Source organism: Gilliamella sp. Choc5-1, assembly GCF_001690595.1.
GTDB lineage: Bacteria > Pseudomonadota > Gammaproteobacteria > Enterobacterales > Orbaceae > Gilliamella > Gilliamella apicola_M.
The window spans coordinates 33,529-50,038 of record NZ_LZHH01000118.1 but is presented as its reverse complement, the minus strand read 5'-3'; the positions used below and the strand labels follow the sequence as shown (position 1 = coordinate 50,038).

Sequence of the window (16,510 nt, the reverse complement as noted above, 5' to 3'; positions counted from 1 at the left end):
TGAATAAAGAAATGAGCTCAGAGGATATTCAACTTATTGCTTTTAATATTATTTTGTATAGTGGTAATGCTAAAACTAAAATCCACGAGGCTTTTAAGGCGATGAGACAAGCTAATTTTATTGGCGCAAATCAGCTTCTTGAAGAAGCGAATAAAGAAATCTTACAAGCACACCATTCCCAAACAGAGCTGCTGCAAAATTATGCTAATGGTACCAAAATCACAATGGAAATTATTATGGTACATGCACAAGATCACTTAATGACAACCATGAGCTTTCGAGAAATGGCGATTGAAATGTTACATCTATATGAAAAACATCATGAGTTAGAAATAAAACTAAAGAGCTAAATAGGGAGTAGCATAATGACAGAAAATCTAACAATGCATAAAAAAATCAGCCTAACTAATCTCTATTTTAATCGATTTTTAGTGATTCGCTATATCACTGCATTTTTTTTATTTTTGAATCTTTATTGGGCAACCTTTCTAATAGGTTCATTGTCAATAGTCGCTATTTTACCGCTTACTCTTTTTGTTTTGGGCATACTTACCACATGGGAACAAATTAAGCTTTATCGTAATCATTGCAACAAATTGCCTTATGCAAGATTATTTTATCGTACTTTAGCAATAGTCTTTACGGCACTCATTCTTACTCTCTATACCCCTTTGTATCAAATTTTCTATCCATTTTTAAAACAGACGCAAGATACATTACATGTATTGGTGATATTACAGGTAGTGAGTTTAATTATTACGTTTTTAATGCTTAAAAAAATAAATAATATTCAACATAATCGGGATCAGCATTTTAAAAGAATCCAAGCTTACGAAAAATTTATTAATTAAAAGAGGACAATAAAATGAATACGGGATTTGTTATTTTGCAGAAATATCTGATGACGCCCATGGCTAAAATATCGCAATTTAAAATTGTTCGAGCAGTAATGGCTGCGGGGATGGCGTCTGTACCTTTTTCTATTGTAGGTTCAATGTTTTTAGTATTTAACACATTGCCAATGACATTTACGGGATTAGAAGTTTTTTTTGAAAATACTTTTTTTAGAGTGAGTGATCTTTATATGATTGCTAACACCGCGACAATCGGTATTTTAGCCCTTTATTTTAACTTTGTTGTTGGTTATGAACTAACTAAAATCGAAGCAGAAGAAACAGGCCTTAAAGTTAATGCTCTTAATGGTGCGATGTTATCTGTTTTTGCCTTTTTCATGACTTTGCCTGAACTGATCATGCAAAATGGAGTTATTACCTTAGTTAATGATCAAAATAATTTAGTCTTTAATGGGCTACGTTTACAACCCTTTATCTTTCGGTTGGGTACATCAGGTATATTTATTGCAATAGTTATGGCCATTGTGGCAACTAACCTCTATTTTTTATGTGTTAGACGAAATTGGGTTGTAAAAATGCCTGAAACAGTGCCATTAGGCGTTTCGCGATCCTTTACCGCACTGATCCCAACTTTTGTAATTGCCTTTTTTGTGATCATTGTTAATGGTATTTTCATCTATTTTGGTACTGATATTTTCAATATTATAGCTGTACCGTTTGCCTTTGTAACCAATCTTACCAAAAGCTGGTTGGGTATTATGGTTATCCTATTTTTAATCCATGCGCTATGGGTGGTTGGGATCCATGGTGCCAGTATTATTGGAGCATTTATTACCCCTATTATGTTAACTAATATGACTGAAAATACAGCGGGAGCACATATCCCTTTTGCTGGTGAATTTAATAATTCACTTGTGATTTTAGGGGGATCAGGTTCTACTTTATTAATGACATTTTTTATTGCGTTTTTTGCTAAGTCCAGCCAACTAAAAATCTTAGGGCGAGCTTCTGCAGTACCTGCAATATTTAATATCAACGAACCAGTTATTTTTGGTATGCCGATTGTATACAATCCTTATTTAGCTCTCCCTTTTTTCTTAGCACCTATGGCTTGCGGAACATTAGGTTATTTGGCTATTAATACTGGTTTTATTCATCCAATCATCGCATTAATTCCATGGCCATCCCCAATGGGATTAGGAGCATTTATTAGTACTGGCGGTGATTATAAAGCGGCTATTGTTGCCATATTCTCGGCTATTTTAGCTTTGCTAATCTATATTCCTTTTGTCAAATTATATGACAATAAATTGTATAAAGATGAGCAAGGTAAGTCAGAAAACCAAATTCAAACAGCTTAATTTTTTATATAAGGGCGTATACATTTCATTAAAGATTACGCTCTTTTTTAGCTAAAATCATAAATATCAATTATGCTTATTTTCTCTGAGATTTAAGAAATCATTCCTACTAAATTCACTACTGTTTTATACTTAAACGTAGTGTTTCCTGAAAGTTTTTAACAAAAATCAGTTTTATTTATACAAAGAATAATTTTATCGCTACTGTGCTAAGAAAAGACATCATTGTTGATACTTGCAGTTAATTCTGTAAAAAATTTTCACACTAAACGAAAAAAGTATTGTTTAAAAATTTTAGATGAAATTTTATAAAAAATTTTAATTATCATCGATTGCATCTCGCATTAAATCATTAGTTTTTATGGAGCAAATTATAATTGCTCTAATTATTTTTTAGTTCTAATGACATTGCTACTCCATTAAAATGGTAAATTAGAGTAAATATGCACTATATAACTGATCAATATTCGATCAGTATTTTTGTTTTCTATGCTATATTGATGGTTACCCTTAACTTATTGTTGCATGATCTATTAATGCGCTTTATGTATTTGGGGATTATGTGGGTACGATAAATAATACTTTAATTTGGAGGTACAAAATGTTTTCTCTTAAACGTAAATTAATAAAGTATTGCTACTTTATGGTATTTTTACTGATAAGCCAACAAGTACTAGCTGTCGAAAATGTAACACAAAAATTAACAGCTGCCGCAGTTGCTTCGCCCGATTATTATGGAGCAAAGGCAGCCGAAGAAGTGCTCGAAAAAGGTGGAAATGCAGCCGATGCTGCGGTGGCTACCGCATTTGCTCTTGCTGTTACTTATCCTGAAGCAGGTAACATTGGTGGGGGGGGTTTATGACCCTTTGGATGGACGGTAAGCCTTATTTCATTGATTATCGTGAAGTTGCACCAAGTAAAGCTGATAAAGATATGTATCTTGATGATCATAAAAATGTGATTCCTAATTTAAGTTTATATTCTTACAAAGCATCAGGAGTGCCTGGAACTGTTGCTGGTATGTGGGCGGTTCATCAGCGTTTTGGTAAATTACCTTGGAAAGAGGTTATAGCACCAGCTATTCGATTTGCCAATGAAGGATTTGTTGTAGACAAACAACTAGTTAAACGTTATCAAGAGGCACAAGAACTTGCGCCTGCTAATGGTCACTTTAAGCAATACTTTGGTTCAATGCAAGAAGGGAAAATATTTAAACAACCTGAGCTTGGTAAAGTTTTAGATCGTATTGCCCAGCAAGGTAGCGATGGATTTTATAAAGGTGAAACGGCTAAATTAATTGCACAACAGATGAAGAAAAATGAAGGTTTAATTACTGAAAATGATTTAGCAAATTATAAGGTTAAATGGCGAGATCCTTTAATTGCTAACTGGCATGATATGCAGATTGTTACTGCTCCACCGCCAAGCTCAGGAGGTGTTGGTTTAATTCAATTATTATTAATGAAACAATATTTGGAGAATGATTTCAAAGGTGTAAAAGTAAATTCAGCACAATATATTCACTTGTTAGCAGAAATAGAAAAACGTGTTTTTGCTGATCGAGCCGAATATATGGGAGATCCTGATTTTATCTCTGTACCTGTCACTGAATTAATTGATACTAATTATTTAGCGCAGAGAGCGAAACAAGTTAATCCAAAAGCGATTTCGATTACTGAAAAAGTTAAACCAGGTTTAGATAATAATCGTGAAAAGTTACAGACTACACATTTTTCGATTGTAGATAAATGGGGCAATGCCGCATCGAATACTTATACACTTAATGGTTGGTTTGGCTCTGCTGTTGTAATAGAAGGCACTGGTATCATTCTAAATAATGAAATGGATGATTTTAGTAGTAAACCAGGTGTTGCTAATCAATTTGGTGTTGTGAGCAAAGATGCTAATGCAATAGAACCAAATAAACGTCCTTTATCTTCTATGACACCAAGTATTTTTATTAAAGATAACGAAGTTGCAATGGTCATTGGTACACCAGGTGGTTCAAGGATTTTCACTTCAATCTTTCAAGTTGTGACAAATGTTTTTGATAATCATATGTCATTAAAAGCGGCAATGGATGCTCCGCGTTATCATCATCAACTATTACCAGCGAATCTTATCTTTATTGAGCGTTTTCAAAATAAAGTGCCAGAAAAGTTAAAAGATAAACTTAAACAGATGGGTTATCATTTTAAACAGCAGGATTTTAGCGGTGATATTCAAGCCATAAAAATTACCGACAATAAACCCGAAGCCGTATCAGATATTCGAGGTCGAGGTAAATCAATTATTGTGAAATAGATAATAAAAGACCCGCCATAATGACGGGTCTTTTTGTATTTATTGTTGGATGATTATTCAGGAATGATATCAACAATAAGTTTAGCAAATGCTTCGCTGTGTACTTGGAAGAACACTTCATGTTCACCAGTAGTACGCAGTACGCCATTTGGTAAGCGAACTTCGCTTTTTGATACTTTAATACCACGAGCTTTAACAGCATCAGCGATATCACGAGTACCGATTGAACCAAATAATTTGCCTTCATCACCGGCTTTAGAAGTAATAGTTACTTTACCAAGTGCATTGATTTGAGCAACACGCTCTTCAGCTGCTTTCAATGTTTCTGCAAGCTTAGCTTCTAATTCAGCACGACGAGCTTCAAAGAATTCGATATTCTTTTTAGTTGCTGATACAGCTTTACCTTGTGGAATTAAAAAGTTACGTGCGTAACCTGCTTTAACATTAACTTGATCACCTAAGCTGCCTAAATTAGCAACTTTATCGAGTAGAATAATTTGCATTATATGTTCCCTCTGTTGCTAATTACTGATGATTATCAGTATATGGTAATAATGCCAAGTAACGAGCGCGTTTGATTGCGCGAGCTAATTGACGTTGATATTTTGCGCTAGTACCAGTGATACGGCTTGGTACGATTTTACCACTTTCTGTGATATAGCTTTTTAATAAAGAAACATCTTTATAATCAATTTCTTTAACGCCTTCTGCAGTAAAACGGCAGAATTTGCGACGACGGAAATAACGTGCCATTTGGCTATTCTCCTAATAGTTTAACTTGGTCAGCATGTAAAACAAGTTGGCTTGTTTGGTTGCGCTTAGTATGTGTGCTTATAAACCCACTAACTAAAACTTTGCTGCCTTTTTTTATGTAACTTAGCTCTTGTTGTCCACTAACAATCACAGGCATTATGCACCATGCTTGTCTTGTAAGTTCTGCTTCGATTTGTTTAGAAACGTGTTCTAAATAAAATTGACAATGCGAGATCCCACTTGGACTGATTTTTCGTATCGGAGTTTTTTTTACAATACCCGATAACATTAAACGATTATTCGTCGGAATCATCGTCCATGGTTACTTCGTTAAAATCTTCTTCAGAACTACGACGTTCATCTTTGGCTTTTAACATTGGTGAAGCTTCAGTTACAGCGTGTTTTGTGCGCATAATTAAACTGCGAATTACTGCATCATTGAAACGGAAGTTATCTTCAAGTTCGTTAACAGCTTCTTGAGTTGCTTCAACATTCATTAACACGTAATGTGCTTTGTGCAGTTTTTCGATAGGATAGGCTAATTGACGACGACCCCAATCTTCTAAACGATGGATTTTACCACCATCAGTGGTTAACGTACCAGTATAACGTTCAATCATACTAGGTACTTGTTCACTCTGATCTGGGTGAACCATAAATACTATTTCGTAATGACGCATTATCGCTCCCTACGGATTAATCAGCTTTCTGTCGGGGCAACCGCAACCCATTGAAAGCAAGGAACATGAAAATAGGCGGTTGAAATCGACGGGGCATTATATATCAACTTATCATTTTTGACAAATGAATATACCAAGTTTAATTGCGGGTTTGTATCACTCTTTTTATAGAAAAATTTTTATTTTTATGTCAGCTTTTAATAGAGGATATTTGTAGTATATCACATTAAAAATAAAAAATATAATAAAATCAATACTATATATGATCATTTTTTACGCCCTATCTTGATTGTTTTACAAAGCATCTAAATTAATTAAATAAAAAGTTTAAAAAAATTAATTAGTTTTCTAGTCTGCTTTTATAAATATAAAAATGCATTTTAAAATGTAACGATTTCTATACATTTTTGTTATCAAAATATGCTATGCTTATGAGTACCTATCATTTTTACTTATAGACGTATGTATAAAAGGAGTGTTTGATGGTTCAGGAAACTATTTTTAGCAAAATCATTCGAAAAGAAATCCCAGCTGATATTGTTTTTCAGGACGATAAGGTGACAGCATTTCGAGATATCTCTCCTCAAGCGCCGACACATATTCTAATTATTCCTAACAAACTTATCCCAACCGTTAATGATATTAAGGAAGAAGATGAAACCATCATTGGGCATATGATGGTTGTTGCTGCCAAAATTGCAAAACAAGAAGGTATTGATGAAAGTGGATATCGTTTAATCATGAATTGTAATAAAGATGCAGGGCAAGAAGTTTTTCATCTTCATATGCATTTATTAGGTGGTAAAAATCTTGGTAGATTAATAGGTTAATCATATATGAAACAGATCAAGCGTATATTTGTTACAAGTTCACTGGTTTTTGCTTTAACGGGGTGCCACCTTATTAGTAATACCCAAAAAGTTGAGGTGAAACCACCTGTAGATGTTACTCAGCCTGATGATACTGGTGTGATTGAAATGCCTCCTGAAATTGCTAAACAGACTGATTGGAATTCGGTATTATCACCATTTATCAAGAAATTAGTTAATGTGCCACTTTCAAATTCAGACAATAAACTTATTTTTATTAGTGATATTCAAAACCGGAGTGGTGATTATCTTGCAAATAATCAAATAGATGAAGCATTACATCAGTTAATGCATAAGCAAAATACGTTTACAGTAGTAGATAGACAGACAATAAGCCAAGCTAAACAATCATTGGGGATTTCAGCTGATGATAAGTTGGTATCACGAGGTAAGATGATTGGACTGGCTAAATCGATAAATGCTAGCTATGTTCTTTTCACCACAATATATAAAGTACCAAGTGCAAGCAATGATGTCGATCTGGCAATGGAATTAATTTCAACACAAAGTGGAGAAATCCTAACCAGATTTGCATCTAAAGATTTTCCTAAGCAGTCTGATATCAATAAGGAAACAAATAAAGTTATTGAGGACAACAAATAATGGGACCATTGTTGATTGATGTTGAAGGTTTAGCATTAACTGAAGAAGATAAAAAACTGTTGCAAAATCCGTTGATTGCAGGGGTGATTTTATTTAGTCGTAATTATCAAGATCAAACTCAATTGATGACATTGATAAAACAGATTCGAGCTGCCTCTTCACAGCGTTTATTAATTTCGGTCGATCATGAAGGAGGGCGTGTTCAGCGTTTTAGAGACGGTTTTACTTCTATACCTCCAGCGCAATCTTTTGCGGTTCTTAATGATCTTGAACAAGCTAAATCATTAGCTTTTGATGCCGGTTGGGTTCTGGCTATGGAACTTATTGCTTTTGATATCGATCTTAGCTATGCACCCGTTTTAGATTTAGGTCACGATTGTCTTGCTATCGGTACACGTTCTTTTCATCAAGATGTCAATGTTGCTTATCACGTTGCTTCCGCTATGATTGATGGTATGCATGCTGCAGGTATGAAAACTACGGGCAAACATTTTCCTGGGCATGGTCATGTGATTGCCGATTCGCATAAAGAAACGCCTATTGATCATCGTGAAAAGTCGTTAATTGAGTACGATATGCAGATTTTTACTAAGCTTATTGCTAATAATAAGCTCGATGCGATTATGCCTGCCCATGTGATTTATCCTGCCTTTAATGATAAACCGGCTAGCGGTTCGCCATATTGGCTTAAAACAGTGCTTCGTGAGCAATTACATTTTGATGGTGTAATCTTTTCTGATGATTTATCAATGGAAGGAGCTTCAGTAATGGGGAATCACGCTGAGCGTGCCCAAGCTGCATTAGCAGCTGGTTGTGATCTGCTTTTGGCTTGTAATAATCGGCAAGGAACGATGGCTATTTTAGAGCAGTTAATGGCGTTAGATAAGGTTAGTCCACTAACATCAGATAAAGCAAAATGCTTATTAGCTCATACTAAAATCACTTATGATGAATTAATAAAAAATCCTAAGTGGCAAAATCGCCGAGATAATTTAATCAAACTTAATGAGAAGTGGGCAAATTATGCAAGTAGCCATCATTGAAATTGATCATAATCAACATCTGATTGCGTATAATGATACAGCTAGGGTATTGTTGGGGCCTAAGGCTTTGGTATTAAAACAACTTTTTGATTATCAATCGATTTTCAGTTTTGATAATACCGTTAATATTGATGAGCAAGATGATACGATTATTGTTTTAAATTCTCAGCACTTTTTATTGCAAAAGGTGATGGAATCATCTAAAACAATATTTATTTTACAACCTATTGATTATCTAAAAAAACGCTTATCAAAAATAACCGTAGTGGCTTGCCATGCTTTTGAGATCTTTGCTACCCAAAGCGTGGTTATGCAAAAACTGATTGCACAAGCGAAAGTGTTTTCTATGCAACGTGAACCGTTATTAATATCTGGCGAAACAGGTACTGGTAAGGATTTATTGGCTAATGCTTGTCATCAATACAGTTCACGTGGCGATCAGGCTTTTCTAGCATTAAATTGTGCAGCTATGCCTGATGAGGTTGTTGAAAGTGAATTATACGGGCATGCAGCTGGTGCCTATCCTGGCGCTATTGAAGGTAAAAAAGGCTTTTTTGAACAAGCCAACGGTGGCTCAGTATTGCTTGATGGCATTGATGAAATGTCGTTTCAAATGCAAACTAAATTATTACGTTTTATCAATGATGGCTATTTTCGTCGTGTGGGGGACGATAACGAGGTTTATGTCGATGTTAGAATCATTTGTGCAACAAAGGTTGATTTGGCTGATTTGGTTGAGCAAGGAAAATTTAGAAAAGATCTTTATTATAGGCTAAATGTATTATCGCTTAATCTACCTTCTTTACAAGAACGCAAAGATGATATGACTCAACTTACTGGTATTTTTGTGAGCGAATTTGCTAATAAACAAGGCATCACACCTCCAGCAGTTGACGATAATGCTATTGATTATTTGAAGAGTTATTCATGGCCAGGTAATGTAAGGCAACTTAAAAATATTCTTTATTCGGCATTGGCACAATTGAAAACACCTAAACTAACCGCTAAAGATATCGTATTACCAATTTCGACACCATCGCAATTGTCTTGGACTAACAATATTGAAAACAAGACATTAGATCAAATGACTAAACAATTCGAGAAAGAGGTTTTATTAAAACTCTACGACAAATATCCAAGCTCAAGAAAACTCGCCAAAAGATTAGGTGTGTCGCATACGGCGATAGCGAATAAGTTAAGGGATTATGGGATAGGGCGGTGATTTTATAAAACAAGCGAAGAATATTTGCTTGTTTTATACTCGATGAATGTTAATTTAGTAAGGCATTTATTTTGTTAGTTATAAAATTAATATCTTTATTCAATGAAGCTCTTATAAATATAATAATATGTTTTAAAGGTATTTTGTTTTTCATTCCATAACGTATTATATACAATATATTGCTCAGTTTTTTTGCGTTATTTTTTATAAATAATCGTGTATATATATGCATGTAAACTTCTATTATTGGTGGTTTTTCTTTATACAAATAATAGATATTGATATTAAAAAGGTAATCAGAACGTAAAAAATTTATGTACTGTATTTTTGTGTTTGGTAATAGATTACTTTTTTGTACGTATTTTGTACACTTGTCAATAATCTGAGAAAATAATTCAATATATTGTGTGCTTATTTTTTTATTGCTAGTTAATGAGTTAGCTCTTTTTCTATAATAATATAAAGGACTTTTTGAGTAATAAGTTAAATTTGCAGATAATAGTACATCCAATGTTATTAAGTGATCTTCGTGATTTCTTCCTTCAAATCGTAAATTGAGCGCTTCCTTTTTTAAAATATATTTCCAACATGCGCCAGGGTATTTTTTATTTTCAATTATATGCGTAAATAGCTCATTACCAGTGTCAAATCTGATTAAACTATTGTCATTATTATTAAATTCTATATTCTCTAATTTTTCAAAGTTTTGGTTTTCAAAATAGAATAACTCAATAACATTACTAATTTTTAAGACTTTTAAAAATGTTGCAAATAAATTAGGATGTAAAATATCATCAGGATCGACGAATTGAATGTATTGCCCTGTTGCTTGATTAATTCCGATATTTCGAGCTTGGCTAACCCCTTGATTAGTTTGATATATATATTTTACACAAGAAAATTTTTGAGCAAAGTCTTGAATAACATTAGCAGTGTTGTCAGTCGCACCATCGTCTATACATATAATTTCCTTAGGTTGAACAGTTTGTTGAACAATAGAATTGAGACACTGTTCAATGTAATTTTCAACATTATAGCAAGGAATAATGATAGACAGGTTAAGTATTAATTTTTCATTTTCCATAGTAAAATATCTTTTAAGAAAAAATATTGCTGTTAGTTGGTTTGACATCTTTGCCTATGGATGCGTATGAACGAGGATGTTTTTTTGTTATTACACATTTCAATAATTTTAAAAAGCTTTTAAAACTTAAATTGTCTTTTTTCTTCATTTTATAAGCATAAAATAAATTTCGGTGTACTTCAATTTTAGGATTGCGAGCTCGATACATTCGCATTAACATTTTTGCATAAGCAATTTCAAGCCTTGCTCGTTCGCTAAGTTCATCATAGGAGATTTCACAAGTCATATCATGATACATTTTTCCTATACATAAACCTTTTAACATCGCAGTTTGTGGTGTTGCATGAATTAAATCAAATAATCGATGATCTGTATGATAGAAAGCAAATTTTTCATCAAAAACATAATGATGATTAACTAGTAATTTATCAATTAAATCTTTTGATAATGCGGTACCAGAATTGATCGTTCTGGTATTGCTTAGGCTGAATTCCCCTAAAGGTACAACTTGTTCTCTTTGTTCAAAATCAGAAGGAAAACATTGCTTGCCAATTTTTTGCTTAGGGAAAATTGCTGGGCAAATAATTGCATATTGGCTATTATGATAGATATTTTGGAAGAAAGAAAAATCAACATTAGAATCTTGATCAAAAATAACAAAAAAATCGTAATCTATTTTATTAATAAAATGATTATAAATTTTACTTAATGATAGGTTTCGAACATCTTGATAAATTGATGTTGTTATTCCTTTTTTTTGAGTTGATTTTAGATAATTATTAATATCTTGTTTTTCAAGTAAAGTTGGTCCATTATTCCAAATAATCATATTTAATTTAGTGCATTCCAAATTTGCTTGTAAAATTGAGTTTAACGTTGCAGAATCAGATAAAGTGCAATTATAAAGCACAGTTAATACATTTATTCTCATGTTGATTTTGAACAAACTAAGCGGTAAAAATATTGTAACAATATAACATATAAAGAATTACGAATACAATGTTTGCAAAATGATGAGAAATTCAGCTCTTTTTTGAAAATGTAACGATTAATACCTAATTCTAAATATTGCTATTTATTGGCTTTGTTATTATTATTCCGTGCATAAGATTTTAGAGGATTAATTAATGAAAGTGATTGTTACAGGAGGAGCTGGTTTTATTGGTTCTGCTGTTGTGAGACATATTATTGAACAAACTAATGATGAAGTATTAGTTATTGATAAATTAACTTATGCTGGGAATTTAGAATCATTAGATAGCGTATCTGAGAATAAACGATATCATTTCAAACAAATCGATATTTGTGATAGAAAGGAACTTAATGTTGTCATGGCTAGCTTTTGCCCCGATGTTATTATGCACTTAGCTGCCGAAAGTCATGTTGACCGTTCTATTGATAATCCTTCTGCATTTATAGACACCAATATAATAGGTACTTATACTCTATTAGAAGCATCTTTAGCTTATTGGAAAACGCTAGAGGCAACCAAACAATCTATATTTCGTTTTCATCATATTTCAACTGATGAAGTATATGGTGATCTGCATGGAACGAATGATTTATTTACTGAAAAAACACCTTATTCGCCAAGTAGCCCATATTCGGCATCGAAAGCTTCAAGTGATCATTTAGTCCGTGCATGGCATAGAACCTTTGGTTTACCTACAGTTATTACTAATTGCTCAAATAACTATGGCCCATACCATTTTCCAGAAAAACTAATCCCATTAATGATACTTAATGCTCTCGAAGGTAAGCCGTTGCCCATATATGGTAATGGTCAACAAATTAGAGACTGGTTATATGTTGAAGATCATGCAAGAGCACTTTATCTTGTTGCAACTAAAGCAAAAGTAGGTGAGACTTATAATATTGGTGGGCACAATGAACAAAAGAATATTGATGTTGTAAATATCATTTGTGAATTACTTGAAGAACTCGTTCCAAATAAGCCAAATGGTGTTAAGTGTTATAAAGATCTGATTACTTATGTTACCGATAGGCCCGGTCATGATCAACGTTATGCTATTGATGCATCAAAGATCTATCAAGATTTGGGTTGGAAACCACAAGAGACATTCCAAACAGGAATGCGTAAAACAGTAGAGTGGTATCTACAAAACAAACAATGGTGTGATCATATTAAAGATGGCTCATATGCAAGATCACGACAAGGAATTATTTAATATAGGTAACTTTATGAAAGGTATTGTATTAGCTGGTGGGTCAGGAACCCGTCTTTATCCCATAACTCGAGGTATTTCAAAACAGTTGTTACCTGTTTATGATAAACCGATGATTTATTATCCTTTATCTGTACTCATGCTTGCCGGTATTCGTGATATTTTAATAATCACAACACCCGATGATTTACCTATGTTTCAACGATTGCTAGGTGACGGTTCCCGTTTTGGTGTCAAACTAAGTTATGCACAGCAACCTAAGCCAGAAGGTTTGGCACAAGCTTTTTTAATCGGTGAGGAGTTTATTCAAAAACAACGCTGTTCTTTAGTGTTAGGTGATAATTTATTTTTTGGCGAAAGCTTTGGCAAAAAATTGGTAAGAGTTGCAGCTCAAAAAGAAGGTGCAACAATTTTTGGTTATCAGGTAGTGGATCCTGAACGATTTGGGGTTGTTGATTTTGATGAAAACTTTAAAGCATTATCAATTGAAGAAAAACCAATTAAACCAAAATCTAATTGGGCTGTAACGGGGCTTTATTTTTATGATGAAAATGTGGTTGAAATGGCAAAACAAGTCAAACCATCTCATCGTGGTGAGCTAGAAATTACAACTCTTAATCAAATGTATTTGGATGCAGGACTGTTAAATGTTGAGATCCTAGGACGCGGTTTTGCTTGGCTTGATACAGGTACACATGACAGTTTGCTTGAAGCGTCATCGTTTGTTCAAGTAATAGAAAAAAGACAAGGACTCAAAGTTGCTTGCCTTGAAGAGATTGCTTATCGTAATGGCTGGCTCAGCGCTGAACAGGTCAAAGAAGAAGCCATTAGTTCAGGTAAAACATTATATGGACAATATTTAGCAAGATTGATAGAACAATAGAATAGGTGGACAAATGGAAGTTATTTCAACTAATATTGCGGATGTAAAAATTATAAAACCGAAAGTGTTTGGTGATGAACGAGGCTTTTTTCTTGAAACTTTCGAACAAAAACGGTATCAAGAAATGTTAGGTATAGAACTTAATTTTGTTCAAGATAATCATTCGCGTTCACAAAAAGATGTGTTAAGAGGATTACATTTTCAAAAGGAAAACCCTCAAGGTAAACTAGTTCGAGTTGTTAGAGGTGAAGTTTTTGATGTAGCTGTCGATATTCGTAAAGATTCCCCTACTTATGGAAAGTGGGTTGGCGTTAACTTAACAGAAGAAAATAAAACACAGTTGTGGATTCCACCTGGACTTGCTCATGGTTTTGCTGTACTGTCAGATATTGCTGACTTTGAATATAAATGTACTAACTATTATGATCCTAAGTCAGAAGGGTGTTTATTGTGGAACGATCCTACAGTAAATATCAGTTGGCCGATTTCAAATCCATTACTATCGGCAAAAGATAAGTTAGGCAAAAAACTACAGGAGTTATAGTTAATTGATGAAAGTTTTGTTAACTGGTGCTAATGGTCAGTTAGGCCATTGTTTTAAAAATATCTTTCCTTCAGATTGGCAATTACTTGCTACTGACAGCCAGCAATTAGATATAACTGATGGTTTAGTTGTTGATGATTTTGTTGCCTTGCATAGACCTGATGCCATTGTAAATGCCGCAGCATATACAGCAGTGGATAAAGCGGAAGATGAATATGAATTAGCTTATAAAGTTAATGCTGTCGGTCCTAAGAATTTAGCAACAGTTGCTAAAAAATATCATGCAAAACTAGTTCATGTTTCGACCGATTATGTTTTCGATGGGACTAAACGTTCTCCTTATTTAGAGGATGATTTAACCAATCCAGTTAATGTCTATGGTGAGACTAAACGAGTTGGTGAGTTGTCTGCCTTAGACAATTATTCCTCTGCAATTGTAATTAGAACCTCTTGGGTTTTTAGTGAGTATGGCAATAATTTTGTCAAAACGATGTTAAAGCTTAGTCAAACTAGACCTGAATTAACCATTATTGATGATCAGTTAGGATGTCCAACTTATGCTGGTGATATTGCTAAAACGATTTTAGAAATGCTAATGAATGATATTCAAGGTGGTATATATCATTATTGTGGCGATAAGTACGTAAGTTGGTTCCAGTTTGCCTCTAAGATATTTGCAACAGCTCATGAATTAAATCTTATGACTAATAGCAACGTAACAATAAAGCCAATTTTAACCTCAGCATATCCAACTAAGGCTAAAAGGCCATTATACTCTGTTTTAAATATGGATAAAATAAAACAGTTAGATATAAAAGCATCTGATTGGAACAAAGCATTAATGGATGTGATTCCTTGCATCTATTTAGAGTAATTGATTCATTGTTAGAGGTATACAAGAACGAGGGTGTTTTTTCCTAAAAAGACATTTAGCTAATTTGAGAAATTCTGAGCATGAATACTCTCTTCTTGTAAATTTTCTAAGTAGGTACAAAAAGACATTTAAACGACTTTTTTTATCATAAAAAATTTTGTTCAATACTTTTGAATATTCCATTTCTAGTCTTCTTGTGGGGCTTATTTTTTTTCGATCTTGTAAATTAAAATCTAAAGAATGGCTAATTTTCCCTACACATATTCCTTTAAATTCGGTTTGTTTTAATTTTATCAAATCAAGGAAAAAACTGGTATCTATAGCATAAAGCGCGTAACGTTCGTTAAAAACCTCTTGTTTACTTTTACTTATGTACTTTATTAATTGATTAGATAGAGTTAATCCAGATGAGATAGACTCAATTTCTCCCATTGCAAAAACTTTTTTATCAAAAAGTTTCCGATTTTCATGATATATTGGGAAACATAATGAGTTTTCTTTTGAAACCCATCCTGCAGAATAAACTTGAGAAACAATTACATCAAAATCATTATTTATCTTAATATTTTGGAAAAAATCACTATTCAATATTGAGTCTTGATCCAAAATAGTGAAAAAATCAAAACTTTCTTGGTTGATAAAAAAATTATAGATTTTACTTAAAGCAATATTGTAAAGATTCTCATAGATAGAAAGGTTAATGTTCTTACTGTCACAAATGGATTTATATTGTCTACATTCTTGTAAGTTAAGTGCTTTTGGGCCATTATTCCATATAATTACATTTAAAGTAATATCACTTCTATTTGAATTTAATAATGATTCGAAAGTTTTAGAATTTTTAATATTTTCATTGTATAAAATGATTATAGCCGTAATTTTCATTTATGTAGTTATGAGTATTTATTATAACTCTATTATATTCTAACTTTCTATTTTTAGGAAAGATTACTATACAAATTGATAAAATTATACTATTTTAATAAGCTATTTCCTACTTAAAAAAATGTTGATAGAATTTTTATTTAAATTTAAAGAATTAATTTGTTATTTATAGAAACTATTCATGGATTTCTATAACACTAGATTATTATTACTATAGGTAATTACAAAATAATTACAAAAAATATTGTCAATAATACGATAATATAGTTATACTCCCCCCCAAATACTTATTAAGTGGAATACGGTTTCATTTATGAAAGACTATAGAATAGATTTTTTATTCATTTCAGAAGCTGTTAACTTAA

General features: G+C 32.8%; 18 protein-coding genes and 1 pseudogene. 12 read left to right on the top strand and 7 right to left on the bottom strand.

Annotated features, from left to right (window positions below):
• Window positions 1-11 precede the first annotated feature (11 nt).
• The 4 genes and pseudogenes from A9G35_RS11035 to ggt all read left to right on the top strand — a co-directional run bounded on the left by A9G35_RS11035 (window position 12) and on the right by ggt (window position 4,519).
• Complete coding sequence (locus A9G35_RS11035; protein WP_065611164.1) at window positions 12-350, top strand: PTS cellobiose transporter subunit IIA; 339 nt, start codon at window positions 12-14, stop codon at window positions 348-350.
• Window positions 351-365: 15 nt separating this feature from the next.
• Window positions 366-851, top strand: coding sequence for a hypothetical protein (locus A9G35_RS11030; RefSeq protein WP_065636904.1), 486 nt, complete (start codon window positions 366-368; stop codon window positions 849-851).
• A 14-nt stretch (window positions 852-865) separates the two neighbouring features.
• Window positions 866-2,215, top strand: a complete 1,350-nt coding sequence (gene celB, locus A9G35_RS11025; protein ID WP_065636903.1) for a PTS cellobiose transporter subunit IIC — start codon at window positions 866-868, stop codon at window positions 2,213-2,215.
• A 643-nt stretch (window positions 2,216-2,858) separates the two neighbouring features.
• Window positions 2,859-4,519 (top strand): annotated as a pseudogene (ggt, locus tag A9G35_RS11015) (gamma-glutamyltransferase).
• 53 nt (window positions 4,520-4,572) lie between these two features.
• Here ggt and rplI read toward each other — a convergent pair.
• The 4 genes from rplI to rpsF are packed head-to-tail and all read right to left on the bottom strand — an operon-like array spanning window position 4,573 to window position 5,952.
• Window positions 4,573-5,022, bottom strand: coding sequence for a 50S ribosomal protein L9 (gene rplI, locus A9G35_RS11010; protein ID WP_034914705.1), 450 nt, complete (start codon window positions 5,020-5,022; stop codon window positions 4,573-4,575).
• Between the two features lie 22 nt (window positions 5,023-5,044).
• A complete protein-coding gene (gene rpsR, locus A9G35_RS11005; protein WP_025314965.1) occupies window positions 5,045-5,272 on the bottom strand; it encodes a 30S ribosomal protein S18 in 228 nt (75 codons plus the stop codon).
• 4 nt (window positions 5,273-5,276) lie between these two features.
• Window positions 5,277-5,585 carry a primosomal replication protein N gene (gene priB / locus A9G35_RS11000; protein WP_065560729.1) on the bottom strand — a complete coding sequence of 103 codons (309 nt, stop codon included), beginning with the start codon at window positions 5,583-5,585 and terminating at the stop codon, window positions 5,277-5,279.
• Window positions 5,569-5,952, bottom strand: a complete 384-nt coding sequence (gene rpsF / locus A9G35_RS10995) for a 30S ribosomal protein S6 (protein ID WP_065611098.1) — start codon at window positions 5,950-5,952, stop codon at window positions 5,569-5,571. The genes priB and rpsF overlap by 17 nt, the downstream gene beginning before the upstream one ends.
• 482 nt (window positions 5,953-6,434) lie before the next feature.
• Here rpsF and A9G35_RS10990 point away from each other — a divergent pair, with 482 nt between their 5' ends.
• The 4 genes from A9G35_RS10990 to A9G35_RS10975 are packed head-to-tail and all read left to right on the top strand — an operon-like array spanning window position 6,435 to window position 9,689.
• Window positions 6,435-6,782 (top strand): HIT domain-containing protein, encoded by a 348-nt coding sequence (locus A9G35_RS10990; RefSeq protein ID WP_065560728.1) that lies wholly within the window; start codon window positions 6,435-6,437, stop codon window positions 6,780-6,782.
• Window positions 6,783-6,788: 6 nt separating this feature from the next.
• Entirely contained in the window at window positions 6,789-7,424 is a 636-nt protein-coding gene (locus A9G35_RS10985; RefSeq protein ID WP_065607584.1) for a hypothetical protein, read from the top strand.
• Window positions 7,424-8,467, top strand: coding sequence for a beta-N-acetylhexosaminidase (gene nagZ / locus A9G35_RS10980; protein ID WP_065636900.1), 1,044 nt, complete (start codon window positions 7,424-7,426; stop codon window positions 8,465-8,467). The genes A9G35_RS10985 and nagZ overlap by 1 nt, the downstream gene beginning before the upstream one ends.
• The gene (locus tag A9G35_RS10975; protein ID WP_081300206.1) at window positions 8,430-9,689 is read left to right on the top strand and encodes a sigma 54-interacting transcriptional regulator; all 1,260 of its coding nucleotides are present in this window, start codon (window positions 8,430-8,432) and stop codon (window positions 9,687-9,689) included. The genes nagZ and A9G35_RS10975 overlap by 38 nt, the downstream gene beginning before the upstream one ends.
• 49 nt (window positions 9,690-9,738) lie before the next feature.
• Here the strand turns inward: A9G35_RS10975 and A9G35_RS10970 are convergent, their stop codons facing one another.
• Window positions 9,739-10,773: a glycosyltransferase family 2 protein gene (locus tag A9G35_RS10970; protein WP_176701426.1), complete on the bottom strand. Its 1,035-nt coding sequence runs from the start codon at window positions 10,771-10,773 to the stop codon at window positions 9,739-9,741.
• A gap of 13 nt (window positions 10,774-10,786) precedes the next feature.
• The gene (locus tag A9G35_RS10965) at window positions 10,787-11,704 is read right to left on the bottom strand and encodes a hypothetical protein (protein WP_141673863.1); all 918 of its coding nucleotides are present in this window, start codon (window positions 11,702-11,704) and stop codon (window positions 10,787-10,789) included.
• 196 nt (window positions 11,705-11,900) lie between these two features.
• Here A9G35_RS10965 and rfbB point away from each other — a divergent pair, with 196 nt between their 5' ends.
• Genes rfbB through rfbD form a run of 4 tightly spaced genes read left to right on the top strand, consistent with a single transcriptional unit; the run spans window position 11,901 to window position 15,260 of the window.
• A complete protein-coding gene (gene rfbB, locus A9G35_RS10960) occupies window positions 11,901-12,962 on the top strand; it encodes a dTDP-glucose 4,6-dehydratase (RefSeq protein ID WP_065636896.1) in 1,062 nt (353 codons plus the stop codon).
• Between the two features lie 13 nt (window positions 12,963-12,975).
• A complete protein-coding gene (gene rfbA, locus A9G35_RS10955) occupies window positions 12,976-13,842 on the top strand; it encodes a glucose-1-phosphate thymidylyltransferase RfbA (protein WP_065626154.1) in 867 nt (288 codons plus the stop codon).
• Window positions 13,843-13,855: 13 nt separating this feature from the next.
• Window positions 13,856-14,386, top strand: coding sequence for a dTDP-4-dehydrorhamnose 3,5-epimerase (gene rfbC / locus A9G35_RS10950; protein WP_065636895.1), 531 nt, complete (start codon window positions 13,856-13,858; stop codon window positions 14,384-14,386).
• Between the two features lie 7 nt (window positions 14,387-14,393).
• On the top strand, window positions 14,394-15,260 hold the full coding sequence (gene rfbD / locus A9G35_RS10945) for a dTDP-4-dehydrorhamnose reductase (protein WP_065636894.1): 867 nt from the start codon (window positions 14,394-14,396) through the stop codon (window positions 15,258-15,260).
• On the opposite strand, the gene A9G35_RS10940 is transcribed toward rfbD, so the two are convergent.
• On the bottom strand, window positions 15,252-16,145 hold the full coding sequence (locus A9G35_RS10940; RefSeq protein WP_065636893.1) for a glycosyltransferase family 2 protein: 894 nt from the start codon (window positions 16,143-16,145) through the stop codon (window positions 15,252-15,254). The two genes, rfbD and A9G35_RS10940, sit on opposite strands and share 9 nt — an antisense overlap.
• Window positions 16,146-16,510 lie beyond the last annotated feature (365 nt).

What these genes read in the sequence shown, in the direction of transcription:
- rfbC (WP_065636895.1), top strand. Translation starts at nt 13,856, where the DNA reads ATGGAAGTTATTTCAACTAATATTGCGGATGTAAAAATTATAAAACCG.
- nagZ (WP_065636900.1), top strand. Translation starts at nt 7,424, where the DNA reads ATGGGACCATTGTTGATTGATGTTGAAGGTTTAGCATTAACTGAAGAA.
- A9G35_RS10940 (WP_065636893.1), bottom strand. Translation starts at nt 16,145, where the DNA reads ATGAAAATTACGGCTATAATCATTTTATACAATGAAAATATTAAAAAT.
- A9G35_RS11035 (WP_065611164.1), top strand. Translation starts at nt 12, where the DNA reads ATGAGCTCAGAGGATATTCAACTTATTGCTTTTAATATTATTTTGTAT.
- A9G35_RS10965 (WP_141673863.1), bottom strand. Translation starts at nt 11,704, where the DNA reads ATGAGAATAAATGTATTAACTGTGCTTTATAATTGCACTTTATCTGAT.
- A9G35_RS10985 (WP_065607584.1), top strand. Translation starts at nt 6,789, where the DNA reads ATGAAACAGATCAAGCGTATATTTGTTACAAGTTCACTGGTTTTTGCT.
- rpsR (WP_025314965.1), bottom strand. Translation starts at nt 5,272, where the DNA reads ATGGCACGTTATTTCCGTCGTCGCAAATTCTGCCGTTTTACTGCAGAA.
- rpsF (WP_065611098.1), bottom strand. Translation starts at nt 5,952, where the DNA reads ATGCGTCATTACGAAATAGTATTTATGGTTCACCCAGATCAGAGTGAA.
- A9G35_RS10970 (WP_176701426.1), bottom strand. Translation starts at nt 10,773, where the DNA reads ATGGAAAATGAAAAATTAATACTTAACCTGTCTATCATTATTCCTTGC.
- rplI (WP_034914705.1), bottom strand. Translation starts at nt 5,022, where the DNA reads ATGCAAATTATTCTACTCGATAAAGTTGCTAATTTAGGCAGCTTAGGT.
- A9G35_RS10990 (WP_065560728.1), top strand. Translation starts at nt 6,435, where the DNA reads ATGGTTCAGGAAACTATTTTTAGCAAAATCATTCGAAAAGAAATCCCA.
- celB (WP_065636903.1), top strand. Translation starts at nt 866, where the DNA reads ATGAATACGGGATTTGTTATTTTGCAGAAATATCTGATGACGCCCATG.
- rfbB (WP_065636896.1), top strand. Translation starts at nt 11,901, where the DNA reads ATGAAAGTGATTGTTACAGGAGGAGCTGGTTTTATTGGTTCTGCTGTT.
- A9G35_RS10975 (WP_081300206.1), top strand. Translation starts at nt 8,430, where the DNA reads ATGAGAAGTGGGCAAATTATGCAAGTAGCCATCATTGAAATTGATCAT.
- priB (WP_065560729.1), bottom strand. Translation starts at nt 5,585, where the DNA reads ATGATTCCGACGAATAATCGTTTAATGTTATCGGGTATTGTAAAAAAA.
- A9G35_RS11030 (WP_065636904.1), top strand. Translation starts at nt 366, where the DNA reads ATGACAGAAAATCTAACAATGCATAAAAAAATCAGCCTAACTAATCTC.
- rfbD (WP_065636894.1), top strand. Translation starts at nt 14,394, where the DNA reads ATGAAAGTTTTGTTAACTGGTGCTAATGGTCAGTTAGGCCATTGTTTT.
- rfbA (WP_065626154.1), top strand. Translation starts at nt 12,976, where the DNA reads ATGAAAGGTATTGTATTAGCTGGTGGGTCAGGAACCCGTCTTTATCCC.